General features: G+C 43.6%; 25 protein-coding genes. 1 reads left to right on the forward strand and 24 read right to left on the reverse strand.

Annotated features, from left to right (window positions below; all coding sequences use genetic code 11):
* Positions 1-29 precede the first annotated feature (29 nt).
* From cmk to thrS, 17 genes are all read right to left on the reverse strand, one after another.
* Positions 30-743: a (d)CMP kinase gene (cmk, locus tag LPTSP_RS06070; RefSeq protein ID WP_108927928.1), complete on the reverse strand. Its 714-nt coding sequence runs from the start codon at positions 741-743 to the stop codon at positions 30-32.
* On the reverse strand, positions 740-2,056 hold the full coding sequence (gene aroA, locus LPTSP_RS06075; protein WP_108927929.1) for a 3-phosphoshikimate 1-carboxyvinyltransferase: 1,317 nt from the start codon (positions 2,054-2,056) through the stop codon (positions 740-742). The genes cmk and aroA overlap by 4 nt, the downstream gene beginning before the upstream one ends.
* Positions 2,037-2,954, reverse strand: coding sequence for a prephenate dehydrogenase (locus tag LPTSP_RS06080; protein ID WP_108927930.1), 918 nt, complete (start codon positions 2,952-2,954; stop codon positions 2,037-2,039). Before LPTSP_RS06080 ends, aroA begins: the two co-directional genes overlap by 20 nt.
* Positions 2,951-4,042, reverse strand: coding sequence for a prephenate dehydratase (gene pheA / locus LPTSP_RS06085; protein WP_108927931.1), 1,092 nt, complete (start codon positions 4,040-4,042; stop codon positions 2,951-2,953). Before pheA ends, LPTSP_RS06080 begins: the two co-directional genes overlap by 4 nt.
* Positions 4,029-4,568 carry an SMC-Scp complex subunit ScpB gene (gene scpB, locus LPTSP_RS06090; protein ID WP_425268552.1) on the reverse strand — a complete coding sequence of 180 codons (540 nt, stop codon included), beginning with the start codon at positions 4,566-4,568 and terminating at the stop codon, positions 4,029-4,031. The genes pheA and scpB overlap by 14 nt, the downstream gene beginning before the upstream one ends.
* Before the next feature lie 5 nt (positions 4,569-4,573).
* Entirely contained in the window at positions 4,574-5,350 is a 777-nt protein-coding gene (locus LPTSP_RS06095) for a segregation and condensation protein A (RefSeq protein ID WP_108927932.1), read from the reverse strand.
* A 4-nt stretch (positions 5,351-5,354) separates the two neighbouring features.
* Positions 5,355-5,717 carry a response regulator gene (locus tag LPTSP_RS06100; protein ID WP_008594408.1) on the reverse strand — a complete coding sequence of 121 codons (363 nt, stop codon included), beginning with the start codon at positions 5,715-5,717 and terminating at the stop codon, positions 5,355-5,357.
* Between the two features lie 2 nt (positions 5,718-5,719).
* Entirely contained in the window at positions 5,720-6,802 is a 1,083-nt protein-coding gene (locus LPTSP_RS06105; protein WP_108927933.1) for a protein-glutamate methylesterase/protein-glutamine glutaminase, read from the reverse strand.
* A gap of 16 nt (positions 6,803-6,818) precedes the next feature.
* Positions 6,819-9,971 carry a chemotaxis protein CheW gene (locus LPTSP_RS06110; protein WP_108927934.1) on the reverse strand — a complete coding sequence of 1,051 codons (3,153 nt, stop codon included), beginning with the start codon at positions 9,969-9,971 and terminating at the stop codon, positions 6,819-6,821.
* Positions 9,972-10,466, reverse strand: coding sequence for a chemotaxis protein CheW (locus tag LPTSP_RS06115; RefSeq protein WP_108928187.1), 495 nt, complete (start codon positions 10,464-10,466; stop codon positions 9,972-9,974).
* A gap of 104 nt (positions 10,467-10,570) precedes the next feature.
* Complete coding sequence (locus LPTSP_RS06120; protein WP_108927935.1) at positions 10,571-11,158, reverse strand: 5-formyltetrahydrofolate cyclo-ligase; 588 nt, start codon at positions 11,156-11,158, stop codon at positions 10,571-10,573.
* 1 nt (position 11,159) lies between these two features.
* Positions 11,160-11,459, reverse strand: a complete 300-nt coding sequence (locus tag LPTSP_RS06125; RefSeq protein ID WP_108927936.1) for a cell division protein ZapA — start codon at positions 11,457-11,459, stop codon at positions 11,160-11,162.
* A 5-nt stretch (positions 11,460-11,464) separates the two neighbouring features.
* Entirely contained in the window at positions 11,465-12,142 is a 678-nt protein-coding gene (locus LPTSP_RS06130) for a hypothetical protein (RefSeq protein ID WP_108927937.1), read from the reverse strand.
* Positions 12,143-12,372: 230 nt separating this feature from the next.
* Entirely contained in the window at positions 12,373-12,726 is a 354-nt protein-coding gene (gene rplT, locus LPTSP_RS06135; protein ID WP_020771497.1) for a 50S ribosomal protein L20, read from the reverse strand.
* The gene (rpmI, locus tag LPTSP_RS06140) at positions 12,726-12,929 is read right to left on the reverse strand and encodes a 50S ribosomal protein L35 (protein WP_010514334.1); all 204 of its coding nucleotides are present in this window, start codon (positions 12,927-12,929) and stop codon (positions 12,726-12,728) included. Before rpmI ends, rplT begins: the two co-directional genes overlap by 1 nt.
* Before the next feature lie 38 nt (positions 12,930-12,967).
* Positions 12,968-13,513, reverse strand: coding sequence for a translation initiation factor IF-3 (gene infC, locus LPTSP_RS06145; RefSeq protein ID WP_100768545.1), 546 nt, complete (start codon positions 13,511-13,513; stop codon positions 12,968-12,970).
* A 93-nt stretch (positions 13,514-13,606) separates the two neighbouring features.
* On the reverse strand, positions 13,607-15,580 hold the full coding sequence (thrS, locus tag LPTSP_RS06150) for a threonine--tRNA ligase (protein ID WP_108927938.1): 1,974 nt from the start codon (positions 15,578-15,580) through the stop codon (positions 13,607-13,609).
* A 537-nt stretch (positions 15,581-16,117) separates the two neighbouring features.
* On the opposite strand from thrS, the gene carA reads away from it, so the two are divergent.
* On the forward strand, positions 16,118-17,206 hold the full coding sequence (gene carA, locus LPTSP_RS06155; RefSeq protein WP_108927939.1) for a glutamine-hydrolyzing carbamoyl-phosphate synthase small subunit: 1,089 nt from the start codon (positions 16,118-16,120) through the stop codon (positions 17,204-17,206).
* A gap of 51 nt (positions 17,207-17,257) precedes the next feature.
* Here the strand turns inward: carA and LPTSP_RS06160 are convergent, their stop codons facing one another.
* From LPTSP_RS06160 to atpD, 7 genes are all read right to left on the reverse strand, one after another.
* Positions 17,258-17,866 (reverse strand): SRPBCC family protein, encoded by a 609-nt coding sequence (locus LPTSP_RS06160; protein WP_108927940.1) that lies wholly within the window; start codon positions 17,864-17,866, stop codon positions 17,258-17,260.
* A gap of 33 nt (positions 17,867-17,899) precedes the next feature.
* Positions 17,900-18,382 (reverse strand): SRPBCC family protein, encoded by a 483-nt coding sequence (locus LPTSP_RS06165; RefSeq protein WP_108927941.1) that lies wholly within the window; start codon positions 18,380-18,382, stop codon positions 17,900-17,902.
* Positions 18,369-18,698, reverse strand: a complete 330-nt coding sequence (locus LPTSP_RS06170) for an ArsR/SmtB family transcription factor (RefSeq protein WP_108927942.1) — start codon at positions 18,696-18,698, stop codon at positions 18,369-18,371. Before LPTSP_RS06170 ends, LPTSP_RS06165 begins: the two co-directional genes overlap by 14 nt.
* A 317-nt stretch (positions 18,699-19,015) precedes the next feature.
* Positions 19,016-21,253, reverse strand: a complete 2,238-nt coding sequence (locus LPTSP_RS06175; RefSeq protein ID WP_108927943.1) for a GAF domain-containing protein — start codon at positions 21,251-21,253, stop codon at positions 19,016-19,018.
* A 2-nt stretch (positions 21,254-21,255) separates the two neighbouring features.
* Positions 21,256-23,946: a hypothetical protein gene (locus LPTSP_RS06180; protein ID WP_108927944.1), complete on the reverse strand. Its 2,691-nt coding sequence runs from the start codon at positions 23,944-23,946 to the stop codon at positions 21,256-21,258.
* A 194-nt stretch (positions 23,947-24,140) separates the two neighbouring features.
* Complete coding sequence (gene atpC, locus LPTSP_RS06185; protein WP_108927945.1) at positions 24,141-24,521, reverse strand: ATP synthase F1 subunit epsilon; 381 nt, start codon at positions 24,519-24,521, stop codon at positions 24,141-24,143.
* Positions 24,522-24,524: 3 nt separating this feature from the next.
* Positions 24,525-25,928: a F0F1 ATP synthase subunit beta gene (gene atpD / locus LPTSP_RS06190; RefSeq protein WP_108927946.1), complete on the reverse strand. Its 1,404-nt coding sequence runs from the start codon at positions 25,926-25,928 to the stop codon at positions 24,525-24,527.
* Between the last annotated feature and the right edge of the window lie 18 nt (positions 25,929-25,946).

Genomic DNA, 25,946 nt, shown 5'->3' on the forward strand with positions numbered 1-25,946 from the left:
CGGATTGAATTACTCGGTGTTGTTTGGGATTAGTGCGAATCGTTATAAATGCCAGGCTCTAGGCACCCAAGGATCTTACTAATTACACTATTTTTTGGCAGGTTATCTGTGTCAATGAGGATTGCGTCCTCTGCTTTCCGGAGGGGGGCGATTTCCCTTTCCGTATCGGATTTGTCACGGATCACGATTTCCTTTTCGATTTCTTCTAAATCCGAACGAATACCTTGCTCTAATAATTGATTGTATCTTCTTTCTGCCCGAACTCTGGAAGATGCTGTTAAAAAGAATTTGTAACGAGCGTCCGGAAATACGTGGGTACCTATGTCTCTACCGTCCATCACCAAACGATGGGTCTCGGAAAGTTTTCTCAATTGAGAATTTACGAATTCTCTAAATATGGCTTTGTCGGCGATGTATTTGATCTCTCTTGTGATCTCTGGAGTTCTGATCTCTACGGAAACATCTTCTCCATTTAGGAAAATATGATTCTCACCTGCTTCTGAAAATTCGCAGAAAATTTTTACACCTTCGGTTAATGGTAGGAACTCCTTACCGGACAACCAATCCGAAAAGGAGATCGAAGAATTTTTGGATTTATAGATCTTATAAATATGAAGAGTTAATGCGCGGTAGAATGCTCCAGAATCTAGATATTCGAATCCCAGTTTTTTAGAAAGTTCTCGAGCTACTGTGCTCTTTCCCGTTCCGGCTGGTCCATCTAATGCGATCACGTTTTCCGTCATTGCACAAAACCTTCCAACAAAGTTTCGAATCCAGGAAAAGAAGTTTCTATCCAAGAAGTTTCATCCGGGCGAATTTCCAAACCGCTCACCGCTTGGACGATCATAAAACTCATTGCGATCCTATGATCCATTTTAGTAAAAATATTCACTGCATTTCCGGAAAGCCAAGAAGAAAGTTCCGAAGATTGTGTACTAGAGCCGATTTCAGGGATCTCATACCCGTCCGGATATTCATGGACTGTGATCCCTAAATTTCGAAGATTTTCCACCATGGCGGAAATTCGATCGGATTCTTTTGCACGAAGTTCTTCTGCATGACGGATCACAAATCCACCTTTTGCAAACAGACCTGCAATCGTAAGGATAGGGATCTCATCAATGAGAGAAGGGATCCATTCTTCTTTAATTTCAGAAAAATGTAAATTAGATGAGACCGCTTCCAGATCTCCAACAGGCTCCCCACATTCTATCCTTTTGTTATGGACTATAATTTTTGCGCCCATCGCCTCGAGCGCATGAAGTATCCCGATACGAGAAGGATTTAATCCTACATTCTTCACAAGGACGGAACCTTCTTTTAATAAAACTCCGAGCACCAAGAAGAATGCAGCAGAAGAAATATCTCCAGGCACCTTGAACTCTTTTGCCTCGAAAATATAAGGAGGTTCCATTTTAAAATGAGTAGGAGAAAGATAAGTCAGTTTGTTTCCCAAAAATCGGAACATATTTTCCGTATGGTCCCGGGAAAGAATATCCTCTTCGTACTCCAAAGAAGTTTCAGAAGCCATAGCGGCCAGCATCAGACAGGATTTTACCTGAGCGGAAGCAATAGGGCTTTTATAATGAAAGTCGGATAGTTTTTTTCCGACGATATCGAGTGGCGCCTTATCATCCTTTCCGGAAATGGAAGCACCCATGGAATTTAAAGGTTTTATAATACGGGACATCGGCCTTTTTTGGAGAGAATGATCTCCGGTTAAGGTTGCCTTCATCCCTGAAATTCCGCAAAGTAATCCGGCGGATAGTCTGATCCCAGTTCCCGCATTCCCAAAATCTAAAACGGATTTAGGAGAATGGAGAGCGTTTTTACCTGGGCTTGTAAAAACATATTCACCCTTGGAAATTTTTTCGACTTTCAATCCGAGTTGGGTGAAAGCTTTCATCGTGTTCAAAGGATCTTCCGCTTCCAAAAACCCGGAAACATGAGAAGTCCCTTTGGACAATACGGAGAATAATACGCTTCTATGAGAAAGAGATTTGTCTCCCGGAACTGTGATCTCTCTGCCGGAAGAACTAAGGATTCTTGGAATCATTTTGTTTCTTTAAAATTGCGTCCCTATCGATATGAGATTTTTCCATGAAGGACTCCCAATGTTTTAGGTCGAGCGGCTTTTCCGGATTCAGCTCGGAAAGAAGTTTATCCAATCTATCCTTATAGTCCAAAAGCGCCTTATAAATCTCCTCTTGGTTGGAAGAAAATATCGGCGACCACATTTTTGGATTGGAACCCGCGATTCTTGTCATGTCCCTAAACCCTCCGCCGGTCAAAGGCAGAGGGGAATTTTGTGTGAACTCCCTTACACACCTGTTTTCCCAAACCCAGTTTGTCATAAGAGAAGCGATCAAATGAGGAACGTGAGAAACATATGACAAAATCTTATCATGGTCCTTTGCAGGAATTTCGGTAGTAGACATTCCTAAAAATTTCCAAAAATTTTCTATCTCTGAATATGCCTCGTCAGTCGCACCTTTTGGTCTAGTCAAAATACAAAGTCGATTTTCATACAAGTCAGCATTTCCGAATTCCAAACCGGATTCTTCGGAGCCGCACATCGGATGAGAAGAAACATATCTATGTTCTCCTTTCAGAACCGACTCAACCTCGTGAACGATCTCTTGTTTGGTGGAACCCATATCCGTCAAAAGGCCTTTGAAACCGGAAGGAAGTTTGGAGATCACCTCAACAGTTGTATTGACAGGAACTCCGAAAACGATCAGGTCATAAGATTCCCAGTCCGGAGATCTCAAAAATTCTTCGGAAGTGAAAATTTGATCCGCAGATTTAAGACGGATCCCCTTCTCCTTACTGGAGAGAGATCCTACCACTCCCACTATCTCTGCGGAGGAGTTTTTTTTACGTAAGGCCAAAGAGAGGGAGGCACCCATCATTCCCAGGCCGTAAATCAGGATTCTAGAAAATTCAGCTTTCACGGGTTAGGTGGAGAGATCGGATAAGACCCCAAAATCCTGAGATAGATTGTATTTTCTTTTAATACGTTCAGTACCTCTTCGATCTTAGGATCCGTTTTATGACCTAAGAAATCTATGAAGAAGTTATACTCCCAAGAAGTCCTACGAGTAGGTCTGGACTCCACCTTGGTCATATTGATCCCTTTATCAAAGATCGGTTTTAATACATTGTACAAAGATCCGGGTTTATCCGGGATGGAAAACACAACAGAGGTTTTATCACTCCCGGTTGGAGGACATTGATTTTTTCCTATGATCAAAAACCTAGTGGTATTGTCCGACATATCTTCGATAGATTCTCGAACCAAATCTAGGCCGTAAATTTCGGCAGCGATAGAAGAAGCTACTGCAGCGCAGGCCTCCTTCTTCTCCGCAACAATACTTGCAGCCCTAGAAGTAGAAGGAGTTTCCGAAATTTCCACATGAGGAAGATTTGCAGCGATCCAATTCCGACATTGTGAATTTGCGATCTTGATCCCGTATAAAGTTTTGATCTTAGAAAGATCGTGCTCGAATCCTAAAAGATTCAAATGGATCTTAAGATAAATTTCAGAATAAATATTTAGATCGGAAACTAAGAACTGATCCAGAGTGGAGTTCACAAGTCCTTCGGAAGAATTTTCCACAGGGACCACTCCGTAATCCGCCTTGTCGGTTTCGACCGCTCGGAAAACTTCCGGAATAGAAGGAAACTCAGTAGCTTCGACAGAAGTTCCGAATCTAGCACGAACTGCTTGGTGAGAAAAAGATCCTTCCGGTCCTAGGTAACCTATCTTTAATCCCTTCTCCACGGAGAAGGAGCCGGACATGATCTCTCTATAAATTGCAATGAGAACCTTATCCGGAAGAGGTCCTCCATTTAGTCCAAGGATCTTTTCGTATACATCCTTTTCTCTGTCTGGACGATAGATCGGCTCGTTATTCTCTCGTTTGATCTCTCCGATCTCGGAGGCAATCTCCGCCCTGGCCTGGATAGCCTTTACGATTTCTTTGTCCAGGGAATCTATCCTTTCCCGGAACTCTTTCAGTTTGTCGTCATTCTTGGCCATTCTCTATCAAATCATCCAGGTTTTCGAATTTTAATTCCTTCACTTCCACAGGAGCAGGTAAATCGGTCAGTTTATTTAATCCGAAATGTATCAAAAATTCCTTAGTGGTCCCGTACAATGCAGGCCTTCCTGGAACTTCTTTATTACCCACCGGTTTTACCAGTTTTTTAGAAATAAGAGAAGTCACCATTGCTCTGGAAGAAACTCCGCGTATATCATCAATTTCAGATAATGTGATGGGTTGTTTATAAGCAATGATCGCCAAAGTATCCAAACTGGAACGGGAGAGTTGTTCTCTCTTCTTCTCTTTGAAGAGCCTTGCTAAAATTTCAGAATATTTTTCGTTCGTGGAAAATTGGTAAGAGCCTGCGATCTCTCTAAGAACGAATCCTCCGTCCTTCTCTTGGTAATCCAAGATCAGCTCGTCCAATATATCACGAGCTTCCTGTTTTTCACAGTCTATGGATTTTGCGATACTTGCTAGTTTAAGCGGCTCCCCGGAAAGGAAAAGCAGCGCTTCTATCAGTCCTTTTAAGCCGGCTTTGTCGCGTTCCACGGTTCTCCCACCAAGAATATACGGATTTCGCCGAAAGTTTTATGCTGGCGGATGGATACAATTCTCTGCTTGCAGAGCTCCAACATTGCCAGAAAGACGGCTACAATCTCGGCTTTCTCGGGCTTGACCGTAGAAAACAATTCTTCAAAGGAGATATCCGAACGTTCGACGAGCAGTTCGGAAATGGTACCCATCTTTTCCTCGACAGAATACCGGTGGGGCGCGGTAAGTAAAGCGGGAATCTCGCCTTCATCTTCTCGTTTTTCCAAGATCTCATTAAATGCGGAGATCAGGTCTAAAAGGCTTAGATCTAGCCAGGATTCGGACTCGTCTATAACCTGATTGGTCTCTCTGGAAAATACTCCCGCTTGGACCTTGTCCACATCTCCCATCTTCTGGGCAGTTAATTGAAATTTTTTATGTTCTAGAAGTTTTTCGACCAGTTCGGGAGGAAGAGGAGGATCATAATCTTCTTCCTCGAAACCCGGATCGGGTAATAAAGCTTTAGATTTGAGATAAACTAAATTAGCGGCCATAAGAGCGTATTCCGCTCCCATGTCTATATGAATACTTGCAGAAATCTTAATGAAGTTTAGAAAGTCTTGGGTGATCCTAGAAAGGGTTACTTCGAATATATCCACCTTATAACTTTCGATTAGAGACCAGAGAAGACTTAAAGGTCCCTCCGTAATACCACCTTCGGAATTATTCCATTGAACTACGAAGGATTGTGTGGCGTTTTCTCTTTCCATCTTTTTAGGAATTCAGTGCTTTTTCTGCCGCCTGTTGCAATCTTTCAGGTGAGAAAGGTTTTACAACGAAATCCTTCACTCCCATCTTGATCGCTTTCGCAAGAAGTTCTTCCTGACCAAGAGCAGTTACCATGATGATACGCGCTTTCGGATCCAATTTAAAAATTTCCTGGGCTGCTTCGATCCCGTCTTTTTCTCTCATGGTGATATCCATGGTGACTAGGTCCGGCTTGATCGCTTTGTACTGATCAACAGCGATGTTTCCGTTTTCGGCCTCGCCGACGATCTCATGCCCTCCGGCGACGAGTGCGTCCTTCACCATGGTCCTCATGAATTTTGCATCGTCTACTACGAGAATTCTGGCCATAATTAGTTTCCCCTTTCTTTAAGAATGGAAAGTATCCTTGATGTTATTGCGCTTACTGGTTCTACGAACTGAACCCCACCCATTTCGATGGCTTGGCGATTCATTCCGAAGATCACGGAGCTGTCCTCGTCTTGGGCGACGGTAGAAGCTCCGGCCTCTCTCATTCTGAAAGTCGCCGCCGCTCCATCCTTACCCATGCCGGTCATAATCACACCGACTAAGGCGCTCCCGTATTCCCGGATTGCGCTGTCGAATAAAACTTCGACTGAGGGCCTGTGTCCATTTACCAGTGCTTCCCTACCTAAGGCAATCCATTTACGTCCTGCCTTAGATTCGATCTTCAAATGTGCATCACCCGGAGCCACGTAACCTGTTCCGGGACGAACTTCTTCTCCATCCTCGGCTTCCTTTATGTTGATTTTAGAGTGATCGTTTAAACGAGAAGCAAAAGCTTTTGTAAAACCTACAGGCATATGTTGTACGACGAAAATTGGTAGATGAAAATTCTCAGGAAAATCAGAAAAAACCGTCTGTAATGCTTTTGGGCCGCCGGTAGATGTTCCTATACAAACAGCTTCCACAGCTTTTTTTCCATCTTTGAAAATTTTACTTTTGACCGCATCTACTAGTTTTTTTGGATCAAGGCCCGCATGACTTGGTCTCAAGCTTTCGAAATAAGCAAGTATTCTATTCCTAAGGACTGTACCGATTTCTTCCGGATTGAATTGGTTACTGGAAGAAGGTTTCGGAACGAAATCGATGGCTCCATATTCTAACGCTTTGAAAGTTGCTTCCGCTCCGTGTTGAGTTAGAACGGAAAGCATCATTACCGGAATACCCAATTTTCGTTTCTGAAGTTCTTGTAACGCGGAAAGCCCATCCATCACAGGCATCTCCACATCTAAAATGACGATGTCCGGTCTGAGTTTTGTGGCGAGTTCAATACAATCCACTCCGGTTTTACCGGTAGCTATAACTTGGATCCTACTTTCTTTTTTGATCTGGTCCGAAATAATATTTCGCACCAAAAGAGAGTCGTCTATGATCACGACCCGAATCGAATGATCCGCGGGAGTTCCTACCACGACAAAATCCTAGTGTTTAAAATTTCGGAAGCAAACTCATGAGTTCATCGAAGTCCGGAAGGAATAAAAGTACTCCTAACAGGTTGTTTCCCTCATGATTAAATTCAGTGAGCATACTTAAGAACTTAGTTCTTTCTGGTTTAACTGCATCTAGAACTTCTAGGAAGGTTCCTTCCACAAGTTCAGGAACATCAGGCATCACACTCACTTTCGCCTTATTGGAAATAGAGTTCAAAACGGAAGCGCAAACTATGTTTGCAATCTCGGATAGAACGCTCTTAGTATCATCGTCCAAAGCGTCTCCGCTTGCGGTAGTATCCAAAAGTTCTATAGCCAGATTCTTGGCGTTCTCTCTGGAGAACATCATAAGCATATTCCCGTTCAGATCTCCGTTCATTCTGACCTTCATTCCGTAGAATTTATCGTCGGAAAAACGGATCTCAGAAGCCAGACCTTCCTTATCATTCATGATAATTTCAGGAATAAACAGGTCCACGTTCCTGTTCAGGATCTGAGAAAGGACCATACCGGCATTCATCATACCTGTGTTTACAACCGATTCTATCTTCTTGATCTGTTCCTTGGTCAGGTTTCCGGTGAAGTCCTTAGTGTGAGAAACAGACATCATTCTCTGTTTTTTCTGCTCTAAGAAACCTTCTATAATATGATCTGCTCTTTTTCTCTCTTCGTCCGAGACGGGAGAATCAGAGATCAATTCATTGATATGAGATCTGTAAGCTTCTTCCATTCCTTCTTTTTTAGCGGCAGGTCTTTCCAGAACCGCGGTGTTGGAAGAAAGTTCGGAAGTACTATCCGAAGAAGTGATCAATTTGTCCTCGGAAGGTCGGATCTCCATAGTGGACTTGATCGGAGTGGAAGAAATTTCTCTTTCTAGTTCTTCTTTTGCTACGATCACTTTTTTGGAGTCGTCCGATTTTTTACGTTCGTTCTTCTTACGACGTTCTCTTTCTCGAGTAGTGATCTCGTGAAGTTTATGATTATAAACGTTGGTTGGATTAGAAGTTTTTTGGATATATTTCTCTTCTTCCGTTTCGATGGTTCGGATCGTGCTGATACGTTTCATCGTTTCCAGATGATAGTTTACATATCTTGCATTCTCTTCTAACTCTGCGGCAAATTCCACAAGCCCAGGAATATCTAAAACCATGATAATGGTTCCGTCTCCCATGATGGAAGCTCCTGTAAGTCCCTTGATATTTTTGAAGTTTTTCTCCAAGGACTTGATGACTGTTTCGTGTTTTCCAACGAGTTCGTCCACCATGAAGCCTAACTTGCGGCCTTTGTATTGAACGATTACAACTGGGAATTCTTCCCTATCAGTTTTGTCCTGAAGACCCAAGATACGATTCAATCTGTAGATAGGAAGAACCTCTCCTCTTAGATTGATGATCTCGTTTCCTTCTAAAGTAGTGATCTGTTCGTTGTTTACCTTAATGGTCTCGTTCACTTCAGAAAGTGGGAACGCGTATACTTCTTCTTCCATTACGATTAGAATAGAAGGAATGATCGCAAGTGCTTGAGGAAAGGACAGAACGAAAGAAGTTCCGGATCCTTTCTGAGATTGGATGAGAATTTTACCTTTGAATTCTTGGATGAGGCTATTGACCACATTCATTCCCACGCCGCGACCTGAAATATCGGTGATCTTGTCAGCAGTGGAGAAACCAGGCGCAAAAATGAATTGGTAGATATCACTTTCTTCCAAAGCAAGAGCATCCGTTTCGGAAACGAGTCCCTTCTCTATTGCTTTTTTGCGGATCTTATCTAGATCCAATCCGCGACCATCGTCACGGATCTCTACCATAATATTGCTACCGCCTTGGTAAGCGTTCAGCTCTACGATTCCCGTTTCAGGTTTGCCTAACCGTTTTCTGTCTTCGGGAGATTCGATACCATGATCCACCGAGTTTCTGATCAAGTGGAGAAGTGGCTCTCCTAATGCATCGATCACTTTTTTGTCCAGCTCGGTGGACTCTCCGTTCAAGACCAGATCCACTGTTTTTCCAGTTTCTAAAGAAAGGTCTCTGACCAAACGGGAGAAACGACGGAAGACTGTGGAAATAGGTACCATCCGGATATTCATAATACCGGATTGGAGTTCTTTGGAAATACGATTGATAAGATCGATGCGGCCTTTGAGTTCGTTGAACAACTGATCATCCCCGAATGTGCGGAGAAGATCGTCGTAAATTTTCTGGAAGCCAGAGTTTGTGATCACAAGCTCGCCCACGTTATTCATGAGCTGGTCCAACTTGTCGGAAGATACCTTAATACTTTTTAAAGTGATTTTTGCTTCGCTACTTCTCTCTTCTTCATCCAGTTGGTAGGAAGAAGCAATTCCGGATTCCGAAAAACCGCTGAGCTTAAACTCTTGGATCATCAGGTTTTCTACCATGTCTACATTAGCAGCTTTAGTAAGTTCTTCTTGGGATTCGGAACTTACGATCAGGATAGAAAGATACGGAGCCTCTGTTCCATTCTCCAATTCTTCCCCGCTGGGCTTGGTGCGGAATACATGGCCCAAGTTTTTCAGGTTTTGGACAATAAGAGTATAACGTAAGCCCTTCATTGGAGAATCTTTTTTGAGTCCCACTTTTAAGAGCCAAGGTTTTCCGGAACCGTTTCTAAGGATTTCTTCCAGTTCTTTCTGATCGTCCGAGTCCAAGTCGATTCCGTTACCTGGGAGTTCTTCCTGTTTAGCGACAGGAGTAGCAGATTGAGAGATAGATCTTCCGGAAGTTTTTGGAGCGGCCGCAACATCCGGATTTTTTTCGTAAGCTTCTAGTCTTTGGATCATTTCCGTATACGGAGTATCCACTTTTTTACCGGCAGAAACATTCACGATCACGTTCTTGATAAGATCAAAACATTGGAATAAAAGATTTACGAGAGATAGATTGACCGCAAGTTTTCCATCCCGGATACTTTGGAGAAGGTTCTCCATTTTATGGGCCAGGTCGGAAAGATTATATAATCCAACGAAAGCAGCGGAACTTTTTAAAGAGTGAGCCGCGCGAAAAATATCATTGATGGTTTGAGGATCGGATTGGTCCTTTTCCAGCTTTAGAAGATTCGCATTTAGCTCTTCTATCTGGTCTTCGGATTCTTCCAAAAAGAGTTCTGTGTATTCGCCGAGTACTCCTGCCATTTACGCTTCCTCCCCTGCATAATCCATGACCTTAGAAAGATTCAAGTTCAGGATCAGAGATTCTTCGAACTGGCTGACAGATTCTATAAGTTCGCTATAATTCACACTCAGGTCTTCGTCAGCTTGGCTGACCTTGTCTTTACGGATCTTAACCACTTGTTTAACGGAGTCAACTAGGAGCCCTGCCCTTTTTTCTCCTGCGACCACTACAATGATCCGAGTGGAAGGAAGAATATCACAAAAACCTAATCCGAAAAGTTCCTTCAGATCCATGATCGGAATGATCTCACCTCTTAAGTTGATCACTCCCAGTATAAAACCTTCCACGTTGGGAATTCTTGTGATCGGTACCGGTTTTAGGATCTCGTGGATGTAAAGAATATCGATCCCGAAAATTTCCTTATCCACTTCGAATGTAAGAAATTCTTGGAGGGACTCTAATTCTCTCTCTTCTTGGTTTTGTTCCGCGTGGTTGTTTTTATCTAAGGTTTTCACCGGTTCTCCGCCACTTACTCTTTCAAAACGGAAACCTTGGGCCAAGTTCCCGGCTTAGTACATTGTCGGTAGAGAGCCCCCTGAAAAAGAAACTCCCCATCGAATTATCCGACTGATTTTTCTCCCATTTTACCGGGAAAGCAATGGTTTTTTTTCTCCGTAATCACAGTACCTGCTTTCAGATCATGGGGTTCCGCGGAAAAATCGCAAGGGTATAGGTCCTCGAAAGAAAGGCCAATCATTTTTTCCGAAACTATATCCTTTAGAGAACGATCGTAAAAACCTTTTCCTCTTCCGAGCCTCGCCCCTTCCCCATTCCAACCCAGAGCAGGAACTAAGATCCAATCCGCATCTTCCGGTTTTAGATTCCCTTCTCCCGTCGGTTCCAAAATACCGAAAGCACCTTTGGAAAATCCGGAACCTGGCTTAAATTCCAGTCCTGAATTTGTTACTTTTGGAAAAAATATGTCTAAAACAAAATTCCCCGTCTGCGAAGAAGAATCTAACGGTAGAAAAGGAGAAATTTCAAAATCATCAGCAACATAGGAGATGATCTTTAGGTTAGAAGAACTTGAGCTATGTCTCAGAAATTCCAAAAGATTGGAACGGATCCTTTCTTCTTTTTCTTTCCTGGAAGGAACTTCCAGGAGAAGAGATTTTATTTTTTTTCTGGCTTCCGATTTAGAAACCAAATCAAAGATCTCCGATCAAACCTTCTTCTAAAAGAGTGATCAATTTTTTGGTCTTTTCTTCCGCCTCGGGAGAAGAAGGTCCTGATTCGCCGGTTTGGTTTTTGGATTGTTCTAATTCGTCTGCGAAGTTTAAAGCGGCGAGTACCGCAAGTTTCAATTTAGGTGCATTAGGCATTCCTAATTGTAACTCTCGGACTTTTCGGTCCACCAGTTCGGCGAGCCTATGGATATATTCCGGATCGGTATCGCCTACTATGGTATAGTCGTCGCCCAGTATACGAGCTTTGACTCTCTCACTCATAAAAATTACTTAGGATCGTCTTCGATGACTAGGAAGTCGTCGTCCTCGTCCGCATCGAATACGCTGATCGCATCATCATCGTCTTCGATAATGATATCATCATCGTCGGCGGAAACAGGACTGAAGTCGTCGATAGGTTCGTCAGTGATGATAATCTCGTCGTCTCCTCCGGAAGAATCGGAAGATTCAGTTAGAACAGAAATATCATCGTCTTCATCATCTAGAAGAATGATCTCATCATCTTCGTTAAAGTCCTCGTCCGAAGAATCTCTAACAACAGACGGAGCCGCAGATGCTGCTGCCGCTCCTGCAACTGCGCCAGCTGCAGCGCCTGTAGCAAATGAACTCGTAGAGCTAGGCTTAGGTGAAGAAGAGGGAGAAGATCCGCTACCGGAAGCAGGAAGACCATCCAAACGTCCGAGAAGCTGATTGATCTTAGCCTCGAGTGCACGCTCTCTCTCTTTAATTCCTTCCAATTCAGCATTTGCTTTCTGGAGTTGTTCACGGAGAGAAGAAAGTTCTTTTTCTTTCTCTTCCATCGCCAGTTTCATCTGGTCGTTTTCTGCGCGAAGAGATTCGTTTTCTGTTTCCAGGCGACCGTTTTCCGCCCGAAGGTCGCTAATGAGTTCGAGTGCTTTTAGGACTTTACTCTCGAGCTCCTCAATTGTCTCCATAGTTAACATAGTGCGAACCTCGTTCTCCTTTATTGGAGTGGTTTTTTTTTATAAAAATACACTTAGAGCGAAATTTCGTCTAAATATTTCAGACTGCCCATCGGCAAAATCCATCCCATTTTTCATCTTTCTAAAAAAGAGAAAAACCTTTTTTTCTAAAAACGAAGAAAGCCCGTAGAATTACGGGCTTTTTCAGGCAAAGAAGGTCCGAAAACCGGACCTCCGTTAGGGCAATATGATTATGCCGCTACCTTGATTTTTTCAACTAAAGCGTTGAAAGTTTCTTTGTCGCTAAATGCAAGTTCTGCCAGGGCTTTTCTGTCCAAGGAAATGTTGGCTTTTTTCAGACCATGGATGAACTGAGAATAAGAAAGTCCAGCTTCGCGAGCTGCAGCATTAATACGAATAATCCACAGTTTGCGGAAATCACGTTTTTTAGCTCTTCTGTCTCTGTACGCCCATTGACCCGCTTTCATTACCGCGGATTTTGCGGTTCTGTAAAGTTTGGATCTCGCTCCCCTGAAACCTTTAGCGGTTTTTAGGATTTTTTTACGACGATTCTTGTGTATGGTTCCGTTTGTTGCGCGTGGCATTATCGAACTCCGTAAGGCATGAGTCTAACGATTGCTTTCCAATCCGCATCCACTACCAAAGTCATTCCTCTCAGACGACGACGTCTTTTAGGGCCTTTTTTGGTAAGAATGTGACGGGTGTTCATACTCTTCCGTTTTATTTTGTTATTTTTGGAAAACTTGAACCGTTTTGCTGCGGCTCTATTTGTTTTAAGCTTAGGCATTTCCTTACCTCGATAACTCCTGACTCTAACTCTTTCTCTTACTTCGCGGAAAGAGGCGAAATAACTACAACGATCTGACGTCCGTCTAACACAGGTTCTCTTTCCGGAGTACCTACGGATTTCAGATCTTCTACCATTCTGTTGACAACGTTCATTCCGAGTTCGGAATGCATCATCTCACGGCCGCGAAAGCGAAGACTGACCTTTACTTTGTCCCCTTTTTGAAGGAACTCCACCGCATGGCGTTTCTTAATCTCGTAATCATGTTGCTCGATCCGCGGACGGATCTTCACTTCTTTCACGTTGATTACGTGTTGTTTTTTCTTCGCTTCCTTACTTTTTTTAAGTAATTCGAACTTGTACTTACCGTAGTCGATGATCTTGCATACATGGATTTCTTGGTCTCCAGATACTTCTACCAGGTCCAAGTTTTCTTCCTTTGCACGCCGCAGAGCCTCGTCAAAAGAAACGATCACTACACCGTCGTCCGTCACCAATCTTACCTGGGATACCCCGGTAATTTTTTCATTAATTCTATGATTAAATATCTTATCGGTGTTTTTCGGTTGAGGCCTCTTCTGCATTCAATCTCCGGTTTTTTCCAATTTTTTGGCCAATAGGCTGGGTTTCAAGCGATTTTCTCCGCAGACGGCCAAGTACATCAAGTAGAATTTAGTTCAAAGTCCTTCCGAGACTTCCTTTTCGAGCAAAGAGTAAAATTCGGAATACGACATAGAAATCGTTTCCTCACTTCCTCGCTTACGCACTGCAACCGTTCCGGATTCCTTCTCCTTTTGGCCCAATACCAGAAGGTAATTTGCCTTTTTGAGGATGGAATCACGGATCTTGGCCCCGATCTTCTCGTTACGGAAATCGCCTTCTGCCCTAAAGCCCAAATCAATGAGCTTTTTCAAGATCTCGGATCCGTAATCCTGCACATTTTCGGTTACGGTCAGAACACGTATTTGGTTGGGAGAGATCCAAAGTGGGAACTTTCCTTCGAAATGTTCGATTAGGATCCCGATAAATCTTTCCAATGATCCGTAGATCGCCCGATGGATCATGACCGGTCTTTTTTTGGCTCCGTCAGAATCGGTATAATCCAATTCAAAACGATCCGGCATGGAGAAGTCTATCTGCACAGTTCCGCATTGCCACATTCTTCCGATAGAATCCTTGATATTAAATTCTATCTTAGGTCCGTAGAATGCGCCTTCTCCTTCTTTAATGGAGAATGGAATATTTCTCTTTTCCAAAGCTTGCCTGAGAGCGTTGGTCGCAAACTCCCAATCTTCGTCCTTACCTTGCGATTTTTCCGGACGAGTGGCTATATAAGTTTTAAATTCTTGAAATCCGAACTTCTTATACACGTTAAAAGTGAAGTCTATAATATCCAATACTTCTGTTTCCAGATAATCCAAAGGTGCATAGATATGCGCATCATCTTGGGTAAAGGCTCTCACTCTGAAAAGTCCGTGAAGAACTCCATGCAATTCATGACGATGCACGCTTCCTAATTCCGCGAATCTAAGAGGAAGTTCCTTATAAGAATGAAGATGGTGCTTATAGATCAAACTACAGCCAGGACAGTTCATCGGTTTGATCGCGAATTCTTCTTCGTCGATTGCAACAAAATACATGTTCTCGTTGAAATTGTCCCAGTGACCGCTCCTTCTCCATAACTCAGAAGAAAGTACAGCAGGAGTTTTGATCTCTTGGTATCCTCGTCTGGCACATTCTTTACGAATATAATCAGCTAATGCGTTCCATAGAGTAGTCCCTTTCGGATGCCAAAATGGAAATCCTGGCGCTTCCGGTTGGAACGAGAATAGATCCATTTCTTTTCCGATCTTTCTGTGGTCCCTTTTTTTGGCCTCTTCCAATTGGAAGACGTACTCGTCCAATTCCTTCTTACTTGGAAATGCGATCCCGTAAATTCGGGTGAGCATACGATTGTTTTTATCCGCTTTCCAATAAGCTCCGGAAAGTGCAGTCAACTTGAATGCTTTCAAAAATCCGGAACGCGGAATATGAGGTCCTCTACAAAGGTCGAACCATTCTCCCATTCCATAGATGGAAACTTTTTCGTCAGGGATCTGACCCACGATCTCGATCTTGTAATTCTCTCCCATTTTTTCGAAAACGGAAATTGCTTCTTTTTTGTCCCAGACCTTGCGGAAAACTTCGAAGTCTGAATCCACGATCTTCTTCATCTCCGCTTCTATCTTCGGAAAATCTTCTGGAGTGATCACGGTCTCTGTGAAATCAATATCGTAATAGAAGAAGCCGGGGCCGTTTTCGATGACGGGACCTACGGTTAATTTTGCATCTTTGTATAAATTCTGGACCGCCATTCCTAGTAAGTGAGCCGCAGAATGTTGGAAGGTTTCCCAACCTTCTTTGTCTTGGAAGGTCAAAACTTCCAACTTGGGTGTGGTGTTAGAGGTGGTTGTGGAATCAATGGTCCGGCTAAGATCCAAAACGTCTGTCCCATTCAAACGGACTGCTAGCGCCTTGTTCTTTAAGAACGGAAGTTGGGATTCTATAAAATCCTTATATGAGGAGCCGGCGGATACTTCTTTAGAGCTTCCATCCGGTAAAATAAATTTGACTGACTGATTTTGAACTGCCACAGCTACCCCTGCTTCCATTCCGTCGATACACGGTTTTTTTCGCAAGCGTCTTAGAAGAGCCAGTTTGTAGGAATTCCAACATAAGTGAGTTTGTTGACGAAGAAGGGAATTTGTGATAGGCGTGTAAGCGCTCTCCCACGAGCCACTCCCCCCTCCCGAAGCTGGGTGGGGGCGGTTTTAAAAACGGTGTCGGAACTCCAACATAGAAAGAATTTTTGGCGTTCGGATTTTGCGGGGCGGCCCGCTCGCTTTGCTCGGGTCGCGCTGCTTCGATTTTGCGCATTCGCGCTCATCCGGGCTTCACCCGGACTAAAGATCTACGCATCGCTGCCGCTTTTTCTCACGCGAAGGCGAGAAGATTCCCTAACAGTTCCTGCGGCAAGGATGCGAAGGGGAAGTCCGAAGGACCGAAGCGAACGCGTAGCCCGTAGCAGCCTGGTCCGAGCGATAGCGAGCGGGCCGCCCAAATCTTTACCTTTCTGACCTGTTGGAGTTCCTACAAAATTCTGGGTGATTCCACTTGACCCTTGCCTTCGGTGCGAAAGCCTGTCCTTAATGAAAGCGTTCTTGGTTTTAGAAAACGGGGACGTATACGAAGGTGAATCCTTCGGCTACGAAACCCACTCCGTCGGGGAAATCGTCTTTAACACTTCCATGGCGGGTTACCAGGAAATTCTGACCGACCCTTCCTACGCCAATCAGATCGTAACTCTTACCTACCCGATGATTGGGAACTACGGGATCCATCCTGAAAACATGGAGTCCGGAAAGATCCAAGCCGCCGGAATGATCGTGAAGGAATATGTGGATCGTCCTTCCAACTTCAAAGCCCAAAAGACATTATCTCAATTTTTAAAAGATTATAAAATCCCAGGGATCCAAGGGATCGATACTCGAAAGTTGACTCGCTTTATCCGTACGAACGGAGCTCCAAATGGTGGGATCTTCGTAGCGAATGAATACTCTGATTCTTTCTTAGCGGAAGTGAAGAAGTTCCCGGGGATTGCAGATGCAGACCTTGCGAAAGTTGTCACAACCGATAAAAAATATGAGTTCGGATCTCGCGCTGGAAAAAAATATAAACTCGCAGTTTATGATTACGGTGTAAAGACGAACATTCTTAGGCTCTTGGACGCTGCGGGTTTCGCGGTTTCTGTTTATCCTGCCCAAACTCCAGCGTCTGAAATTATGAAAGATGGTGTGGATGCTTTCTTCCTCTCCAATGGTCCCGGAGATCCGGCAGCTTGCACTTACGCGATCGATTCAACGAAAGCTATATTAGAAAACAATTATCCTCTTTTCGGGATTTGTCTAGGTCATCAGATCATCGGTTTGACCCTAGGCAAGAAGACCGAAAAAATGAAATTCGGTCATAGAGGTGGAAACCAACCGGTTAAAAATTTGGAGACCGGTAAGGTTGAGATCACTTCCCAAAATCATGGCTTCGCTGTGGTTGCCGAATCTTCCGAAACGGAACCAATCTCTTTTATCAATCTAAATGACGACACAGTTGAAGGTATTCTGAAATCTGGTTATCCTCTCCTGTCGGTTCAATACCATCCGGAAAGTTCTCCTGGTCCGAATGATAGTAGGTATTTGTTCCAGAAATTCTACGATTTAGTGGATTCTACTAAGAAGAAGTAAAGTCCTGCGAAGGTTGCATTCTTCACTTGTAGGAACTCCTACAAGTTTCCTTTACTTTTTAGATTTTAAGAAAGAATCCAGTTTATCGAAAGAACTATTCCAACCCACTGTCATGACAGGTTTTAGTCCGTTGAAGGTCTGACGCTCCATTTCAGTAGCCTCTCCAAAAACTTCCCATTTCACTGTTACTCTCGTTTTCTTATTACCCTCTTCTGTAAAATTCACAGTGGTCAAAAGTATATCTGGATAAGTTGGAGCAAACGGAGGTTTAGATAAATTTCCATCCTTGTCGCAAAAGTTCTGAGTATAGATCAAAAGGTTAGAAGGACTTATCTTTTTATAATTCAATTTCCCGTATTTTGTAACCCCATCGGAAGTTGTCATCGACCATTGAGAAGTTCCGCCTTCTTTCACTCCAACACTGATGAAAGTCATAGAAGCACCTGCGGGGCCCAACCATTTTGAAAATCGATCGGGCCTAACCCACATTTCGAATACTGTCTTGATATCTGAATCAAAAGAATGACTGATGATAAACTTGTCTTTCTCGGAAGTATCGTCAACCGACGAACCTTTCATAGAATTGGAAGTCGCACAGCCAAGCATGAGTACGAAACTTGTTAAAAATACTAACTGCAAAATTATTTTTGACTGAAACATAAGATTTCCATACAAATAAGTCTTGCGGCCCGACTATTTGAGTTTCTCCAAATATTTGCTAAGATTACCGATATGTTGTTTGGCACCTTCGATCGCGCCGTATTTTTCATTTACTCTTTCAAGTTCTTCTTTGCTCGGGAAGATCTGCTCCATTGTTAAGTTCGTACCTTCTCCCGCACCTTCGAATATAATTTTTGATTCGAAATGGACGTCCTGGTCGCCTTCGCCGTCTCCTAGATGCTTATAATAAATGTAATGAGGCTCTTTGATATCGGTGAATTGGATCTTGTTTTTATAATCGTGCCCATCTGGTCCATGCATAATAAATTCCCAAATTCCGCCGTTGGTAAAATCCATACTCTTAGTAGTTAATGTAAATCCGTCTGGCCCCCACCATTCGGAAAGATGTTCCGGCATTGACCATACTTCGAAGAGAAGTTCTGTCGGCACATCAAAGTATCTTTTATAAATGACCTTGTTACCTTCGACAATTGTTTCGACGTTATTTTTTATCACGAGCTCTCTCCTTTTTGATCTTTAATACATATTTATCCAATTTATCCAGACGTTTGTTCCATAGGTCGACTATATCCACTAACCAATCTTCCATTTCATTAATGCTTGATCCGTTAAGGCTATAGATACGTTTTTGTGCTTCCTTTTTCATATTAAGGACTTTAGCGCTCTTTAATACTTTCAAGTGATGCGAAATGGCAGGAGGACTAATCTTAAAATTCTGCCCGATTTCGGTTGAGGTAAGTTCGCCGTTTTTGGCTACCAATCTCACAATTTCCCTTCTTGTATCATCCGCAAGTGCGGCAAAAGCATTCATGAATCCATTAATTAAATAATCATTTAATTAAGTCAATGTTTAAATAATGGATTTTGAAAATAGATTTCTGGCTCTTTTACGGAATGAGTTTGGAAAAGGAGAAATGCGAAGGACCGTCGAATATAGGATTTGTAACGAGAGATATCGTCGATGTAGGAGTTCCAACATGAGGGAGAAGGAAGAGATCTAGTTGACGAAGAAGGGTATTTGTGATAGGCGTGTAAACGCTCTCCCACGAGCCACTCCCCCCTCCCGAATCTGGGCGGGGGCGGTCTTAAAAACGGTGTTGGAACTCCTACAAGATTTTCAAAATATGATCAAGACTCTTCGATCAGTTCCAACATTCTTTCTTTCTCTCTGGTATCCGCAGGATAACAAAGAGTTTGGTTGGCAGTAGAAGTCTGGAAGTCTTTGTTTTTTCTGTCCAATTCTACAATTCTGTTTCGGATCTTACGGACTACAATCTGGGTTTCTTCTCTGTCTTTTCCATCCAGAACGACAACATATTTTCCTTGGCCAACTCGGTAACAGTAATCAGTCTCACCCAAATTTTCCTGAATGGAGGCTCTAAGCTCTTCACAGTAATGTGCAAAAAAACCTGCGCCCTTCATGCGGACCATTCTAGTTGCGTTTTGAACTTTAAAAACAGTAAGACTGAAAGGAGTTCCTATCTTAGAAGCTCTAGAAATTGCCTCATCTATTCTGGATTCCACAGGACTGAATGGGTCCCTGAATACTGCGTCTCTTTCTTCCAGCATTAATAAATTGGAAAGTACTGGAGAGGCAATTTCTGAGATCCCTACCGCTGTCTCTCGATCAGTGTCCGTCCAAGGTCTTTCTGTTTCGTGAATGAATAACATCCCTACGAGCCAGTTCAGATTCAAGAACGGAAGAATATCGAAATCGTGCATTAACCCGATCTCATCGTTGGACAATTGTGAGAGTAGTTCCGGATTCTTTCTGAAATTTGCTATTCTAAATACTCCAGGGACGTTAGCTACAATTCCGACTAAATTAGAATCCAACCCCAATCTAAATTTTCCGGAAGTATCAGGTGTGAGAAGGTTTGTTCCGAATACTTTGTATTCCTTTCTAGTAGTTCTGTCCAAAAGTAAGAAACTCCAACGTCTAAGTCCGAGTTCTTTCTTTAATACTTCTACCAGATAGTCGTATGCCTCGTCCATATCGCGGACTCCGGCTAGGTCTCTCGCAGTTGCGAGTATTCTTTCGTTACTTTTGACTACTTGGTTCAGGCGATCGTTTTCCAAGTGAAGCGCTTCCAGATCCATAATTCTTCTTAAAACGGATCCTGCCATTTCTCCTACGATCTTCAAAAACTCCAGATCTTCGATCGTATAGTCTTCGCCTGCTACAGTTTTGCTTAATATTATAATTCCATAAAATTCGTCGTAACTACGGATCGGAACGAGCATCTCTGCTTCGGTTTTTTCCAGGATCTCTTTCTCTTTTTTGGGAGGAGAATGTTTTAAGATCTCTTTCGCATACACAACGGAAGGAGTTTTTAACGCTGCCTGGTAACTTTCGTCCCCTACCTCTAAAACCCAATCAGGATCTGCCCCTATTCCTTGGGCTTCTACAACTCGGAGAACATCATATTCTCCATTTGTAGAAGAGAAAATGACTATGGATTCTGCACCGATCTGTCCTTGGATGGAAAAACTTAAATTCTCAAAAAAGTTGGTAAAGTCTTTGGAAGCGGAAATTTCTTTAGAAATTTCGAATGCAGATAAATAGTTCTCTAATTTTTTACGGGAGGCGATCTGCACATCGATAGGCAGAGTAGAATAGTCGGAATCATCATCGAATAAGAACTGCGCGTTCTCCGCGTCCTTCTGTTCTTTGCTGAAAGGACGACCAGCTTCTTGGTTTGCTTGGTTCTCCGCATCCTTGACCCAATCGTCGAAAGGATCTTTAATCGCATCCGGTTTAGAAAGCCCTGGCGGGAACTTTTCTTCTTCTTTTGCTTCTTCCGCTTTGGATAATAATCCTTTGCTTGGAGTTTCCTCAGGAAGTTCGCCGAAGTCCGCACCCAGATCCGAATCTTCTAATCCTAACCCAAGATCAGGATCTGATTCAAAATCGGATCCATTTTCTGCGGTATTACCGAAATCCATGGAGGATAGATCGAAATCGCTGTTCGCTTCTTCTCCAAAACTTTCCTCGCCGAAAGCCGAATCTGGAAAAGAAACTTCTGCATCTGTATGTTCTTCTCCAAAGTTATCACTCGAAGCATCCGCACCAAAATCGATATCACCGAAATCGGCAGAAGGAGAATCGAAACTAAAATCTTCTTCGGAGGAAGTGGATGCAGTTGCAGGCTCAAAGTTAGTATGGTCTTCGTAGGCCGAAGCGGCTTTCTCTTTTCGGCCGCCGAAATCCATCGCTTTTTCCAACAGCCCTTTAGCACGTAAAGCCATGGACTTTTTTAAAAGAGAAGGTTTTTCTTCTCCGGAAACTGCAACCGAAGAAGTTTTAGCTCCGGATTCCAAATTCCCGGAACGAATGAGACGAGTGACCTTGTCCAGCAACCCCATCGTCAAACGCCGATTTGTTTCATTAATTTCTTATAAAGTTCGAAATAGTCGGAACGAGAGAAGTCACGAATCATTTCATCCGGAAGATTTCCTAATAGTTCATCCAGATATAGAAGGATACGTTTCATCTCGTCCTGAGTAGGAGTTGTTTCACCGGATTCAGGCTCTTCAGCTGCAGCTCCCGCTTGGCGAATTTCTTCCAGAGGAGAAAGTTCATCCTCATCTGCATACTCGTCCAAGATAAAGTTTAGTTCCGGTTCCGGAGCTAATTTCTCTATCGTTGGAATGATCTCTCCGCCTATATTTCCCGCAAAATCCAAACCTGAAATTTGGATATCGTCTTCCAGGGAGCCTAACGCGTTTAATTCATTTGCTTCAGGAGGAGATGATAATAATGAATCCAAGTCCTCTGAATCCACTTCTTGTGGAGTTTCGTCAGAGAGTAAATTCCCTAACTCATCGTCGGACAAAGTGATAGGTTCATCCGCTTCTTCTGTCAGATCCCAGTCAGAAGGTGCGGCAACTGCGTTCTCATCCGCAGTTCCAAGACCGCTTAGATCGGCAACAGGCCCGTCCCAATCAATATCATACTCCGAAGAAACATCAGGCGTTCCGATGTCGTCTAACTCGTTGATCGGAAGTGAAATTGGTTCGTCAGAATCTTCCATCAAATTGGAAGACGCGACTTCCGCTTCAGGTTCTTCTTCCAATAAATGTCCTAACTCATCTTCGGAAAGGGCTATCGGTTCGTCTGCTTCGGTGTCTAAGCTGAAATCTCCGAATTCTACTGGAGCAGCATCGTCATGTTCTTCCGGTGGAGCTCCTGCAAATATATCCGCATCTGAAGCTTCTTCTTCTCCCGAAGATAATAGGTCTCCCAGTTCGTCGTCCGAGAGTGCGATCGGTTCGTCTTCTTCAGAATCTAAAGTGGAAACTGTTTCTTCTTCTCCGGAGAGCAAGTTCCCAAGTTCATCGTCTGAAAGTGCAATCGGTTCGTTATCGTCTAAGTCGGAAGAAAGATCTAAGGAAGTTCCAGTATGTTCTTCTTCCTCTTCTGTTCCGGAAGATAATAAATTTCCAAGTTCATCGTCGGAGAGTGCAATCGGTTCGTCCGCTTCCACGGTTTCGGAGAAGAAATCTTTTTCGGCAGTTTCCGTAGGAGAAAAATCCATTAAATCGGAATCTGAAGATCCAAGAATATCCTCGTCGCTTGCGGAAGTGAAGTCTCCTAAAGATTCTTCGAATGCTTTTTCTTCGGACTTAGCATTATCCTCGAAATCTTCCAGATCCAATCCGGTATCCAAAGGATTTTCTTCTTCGCCCATTCCGAAGTTTTCGAAATCGGAAACAGGGAGAGAAATAGATTCATCTTCTCCGCCGAATTCGTCTTTGGTTTCTTCCGGCTCGGAATCAAAATTAAAATCACTTAGATCCAATTCGGAAGAAGAATCTGCCTCTTCCATTCCAAACTCTGAATCCGCTGTAGGAGCTCCTACAGAATCAAGATCGTCTAGTTGGATACTTTCGATTTCGTCCTCATCTCCAGAGGATAATAAATTTCCTAGCTCGTCATCTGAGAGTGCGATCGGTTCGTTAGCTTCTTCTTCCATATCTAAGCTGGTAGAAGTATGCTCTTCCGAAACGGAACCTATATCCAGGTCTCCGAAATCTCCCAATTCTTCGAAAGAACTTTTGTTTTCGAAAGAAGACCCATCGCCTTCCAAAAGATGATCCAATTCATCTGTCGAAAGTGCGATGTCCTCTTCTTCTTCGCCTTCAAAATTAATATCTTCCGTTAATTCGGAAGAAGGAGTAGAAATATCGTCCCCGCCTAGATCTCCAAATCCTTCTTCTTCCAGGTTAGGACTGAAGTCCTCTGCCATGATATCGTCTAACTCATGTTCGGAGAGAGAAATTGGACCTTCGTCGTCGGAGATCAATTCGTCTTCGTAGGCTTTAGAACCTGAATCTTCTGGAGCGGAAACTTCTTCCTCGTCCATGGAAAAGTCCGCAAGATTCGATCCTATATCAATATTATGTAATTCGTCGTCGGATAGTGAGATCGGAGCCTCATCATCCAGGTCTACGTCGGAGAGTCCCACTACTTCGTCTTGGTCGGAAACTTCTCCCCCCCAATCGAATGGTTGGTCGTCAGAATGGAATGCAGAGGAAGGAATATCTCCTGGCTGAGAAAAATCTCCCAGATCCAAGGAACCCAGGTCTCCGAATGCTTCCTCATTACTTTCGATAGGTGGAGAAGATACGGAAGGAGCAGATTCTCTCCAAGAAGGAGCGGAGGACGAAGAAGTCGCAGTAGAATTCAGATCGTCGTCAATATCCAGAAGTCTATCGATCTCTGCATCGATCATTGGATCAGTGAGTTCGAAATCAAAGTCTTCGTCTAGATGAACAGACTCATCTAGTTGGCTTAGGTCGGAGCCAAAGTCAGTTTCTTCCGGTTCAAAGTTAGGAATATCGTCCGGATAATCGTCTCCGGAAGAAGCAAGTAATTCCTCGAAGCCTTGGCTATCCGGAGAATCTCCTGGAACGGAATCGAAATTAAAATCGGAGGAGTCGCCATCGCTAGCCAAGAGAGAATCTATTTCGTCCAAGCTCATTTCACTCGGATCAAAATCCTCTCCGTTTCCAGCTGGAAACCCCTCTCCCTCGTCTATCGTAAAATCGTCCGCCATGCTTCCTACAGTATGCTAAAAATCCGTCTCTATAATTCGGAGGATCTCCTAAGTTGCAGGAAATACAATCCGAAAATGTTCCGAGACAATCCCCTTATATATTAGAGGACCGTTTCACTTACATGGGAAACTTCTTCGGCCTTAACCGACAGAAGTGTCCCTTAATAATTTTCGGAATTTGGAACCCCTAAATATTAGCGGGAAGCCGCTAAAATTCGGGTTTTTGCTTTTAGGACGAGAGTATTTTTCTCGCTGGAGGCAGGAAGAGCTTCCGCTTCTTCTAGGGCTTTTTGGGCGGAAGCCAGGTCGATATCTTCTTTCAAGCTACCATGGTCCGTCAAAATCGTAACTTTATTGTCTCTTACTTCGAAAAACCCGCCTTCGATCGCGGCGATTTTGGTTTTATTTCCTTGTCGGACTTCCAACACGCCGATCCCAAGCAGGGAGACAAGAGAGGTATGGCCCGGATACACTCCGAAAAACCCTTCGCTTCCAGGCACGACGATACTGTCCGCATCGCCGTGGAAGAGTAGTTTCTCTGGAGAGATTACCGATACGTCTAGCTTGGCTGCCATCGATTATGCTCTCAGGTTTTTGGACTTCTCGATCGCGTCTTCTATGGTTCCTACCATGTAGAAGGCTTGTTCTGGAAGATGGTCGCAATTTCCGGCGATCAATTCTTTGAAAGAACGAACTGTATCGGAAAGTTTTACGTATTTTCCAGGAGATCCTGTGAATACTTCCGCTACGTGGAAAGGCTGAGAAAGGAACTTCTCGATCTTTCTTGCACGTGCCACCAGGACCTTATCGTCCTCGGAAAGTTCGTCCATACCAAGGATCGCGATGATATCTTGTAGGTCTTTATAACGCTGAAGGATCCTTTGCACCTCACGAGCAACACCGTAATGTTCCGCACCCAGAACTTCTGCGTTCATTACGCGGGAAGTAGAATCGAGTGGGTCAACCGCAGGATAAATCCCTTTATCTGAGATCGCACGAGAAAGAACCGTAGTTGCATCCAAGTGAGCAAACGCGTTTGCAGGAGCAGGGTCAGTCAAGTCGTCCGCAGGAACATAAATCGCCTGAACGGAAGTAATGGATCCCTTACGAGTAGAAGTAATACGCTCTTGAAGAGCACCCATCTCTGTGGAAAGAGTCGGTTGATATCCAACCGCAGAAGGCATACGTCCCAGAAGTGCAGATACTTCCGATCCCGCTTGGGAGAAACGGAAGATATTATCTACGAATAGTAGTACGTCTGTTCCGATGGAATCACGGAAATGTTCCGCCATTGTAAGAGCAGAAAGAGCCACACGAAGACGAGCACCAGGAGGCTCGTTCATCTGACCATAACAAAGAACGGTCTTGTTGATAACTCCGGATTCTTTCATCTCTCTCCAGAGGTCGTTTCCTTCTCTGGTTCTTTCGCCCACACCTGCGAATACTGAGAATCCACCGTGTTGTTTTGCGATATTATTGATTAATTCCTGAATAAGAACCGTCTTACCAACTCCGGCTCCACCGAATAATCCGGTCTTTCCACCTTTGATATAAGGTGCAAGAAGGTCGATTACCTTGATCCCTGTTTCGAATACTTCTGTTTTAGGAGAAAGTTCTTCGTAAGTAGGGGCCGCTCTATGGATTGGCATACGTTCTTTTACTTGGATCGGAGCGCCTTCGTCTACAGGCTCACCTAATACGTTAAAAATTCTTCCGAGAGTCACGTCCCCTACCGGAACGGAAATAGGAGCTCCTGTATCAGAAACTTCCTGGCCTCTGGTCAACCCGTCGGTGGAAGAAAGTGCAATCGCGCGCACCGCGCTATCGCCGATATGCTGTTGCACTTCGGCGACGATTTTTTCCTTTTGGCCGTTGATTACCGCATTGATCTCTAATGCGTTAAAAATTTCGGGCAGATGTCCGGATTCGAACTCGATATCCAAAACGGATCCGATGATTTGTTTTACTTTACCTATGCTCATCCAAGTACTCCAATACCA

The organism is Leptospira johnsonii (assembly GCF_003112675.1).
Taxonomy (GTDB): domain Bacteria; phylum Spirochaetota; class Leptospiria; order Leptospirales; family Leptospiraceae; genus Leptospira_B; species Leptospira_B johnsonii.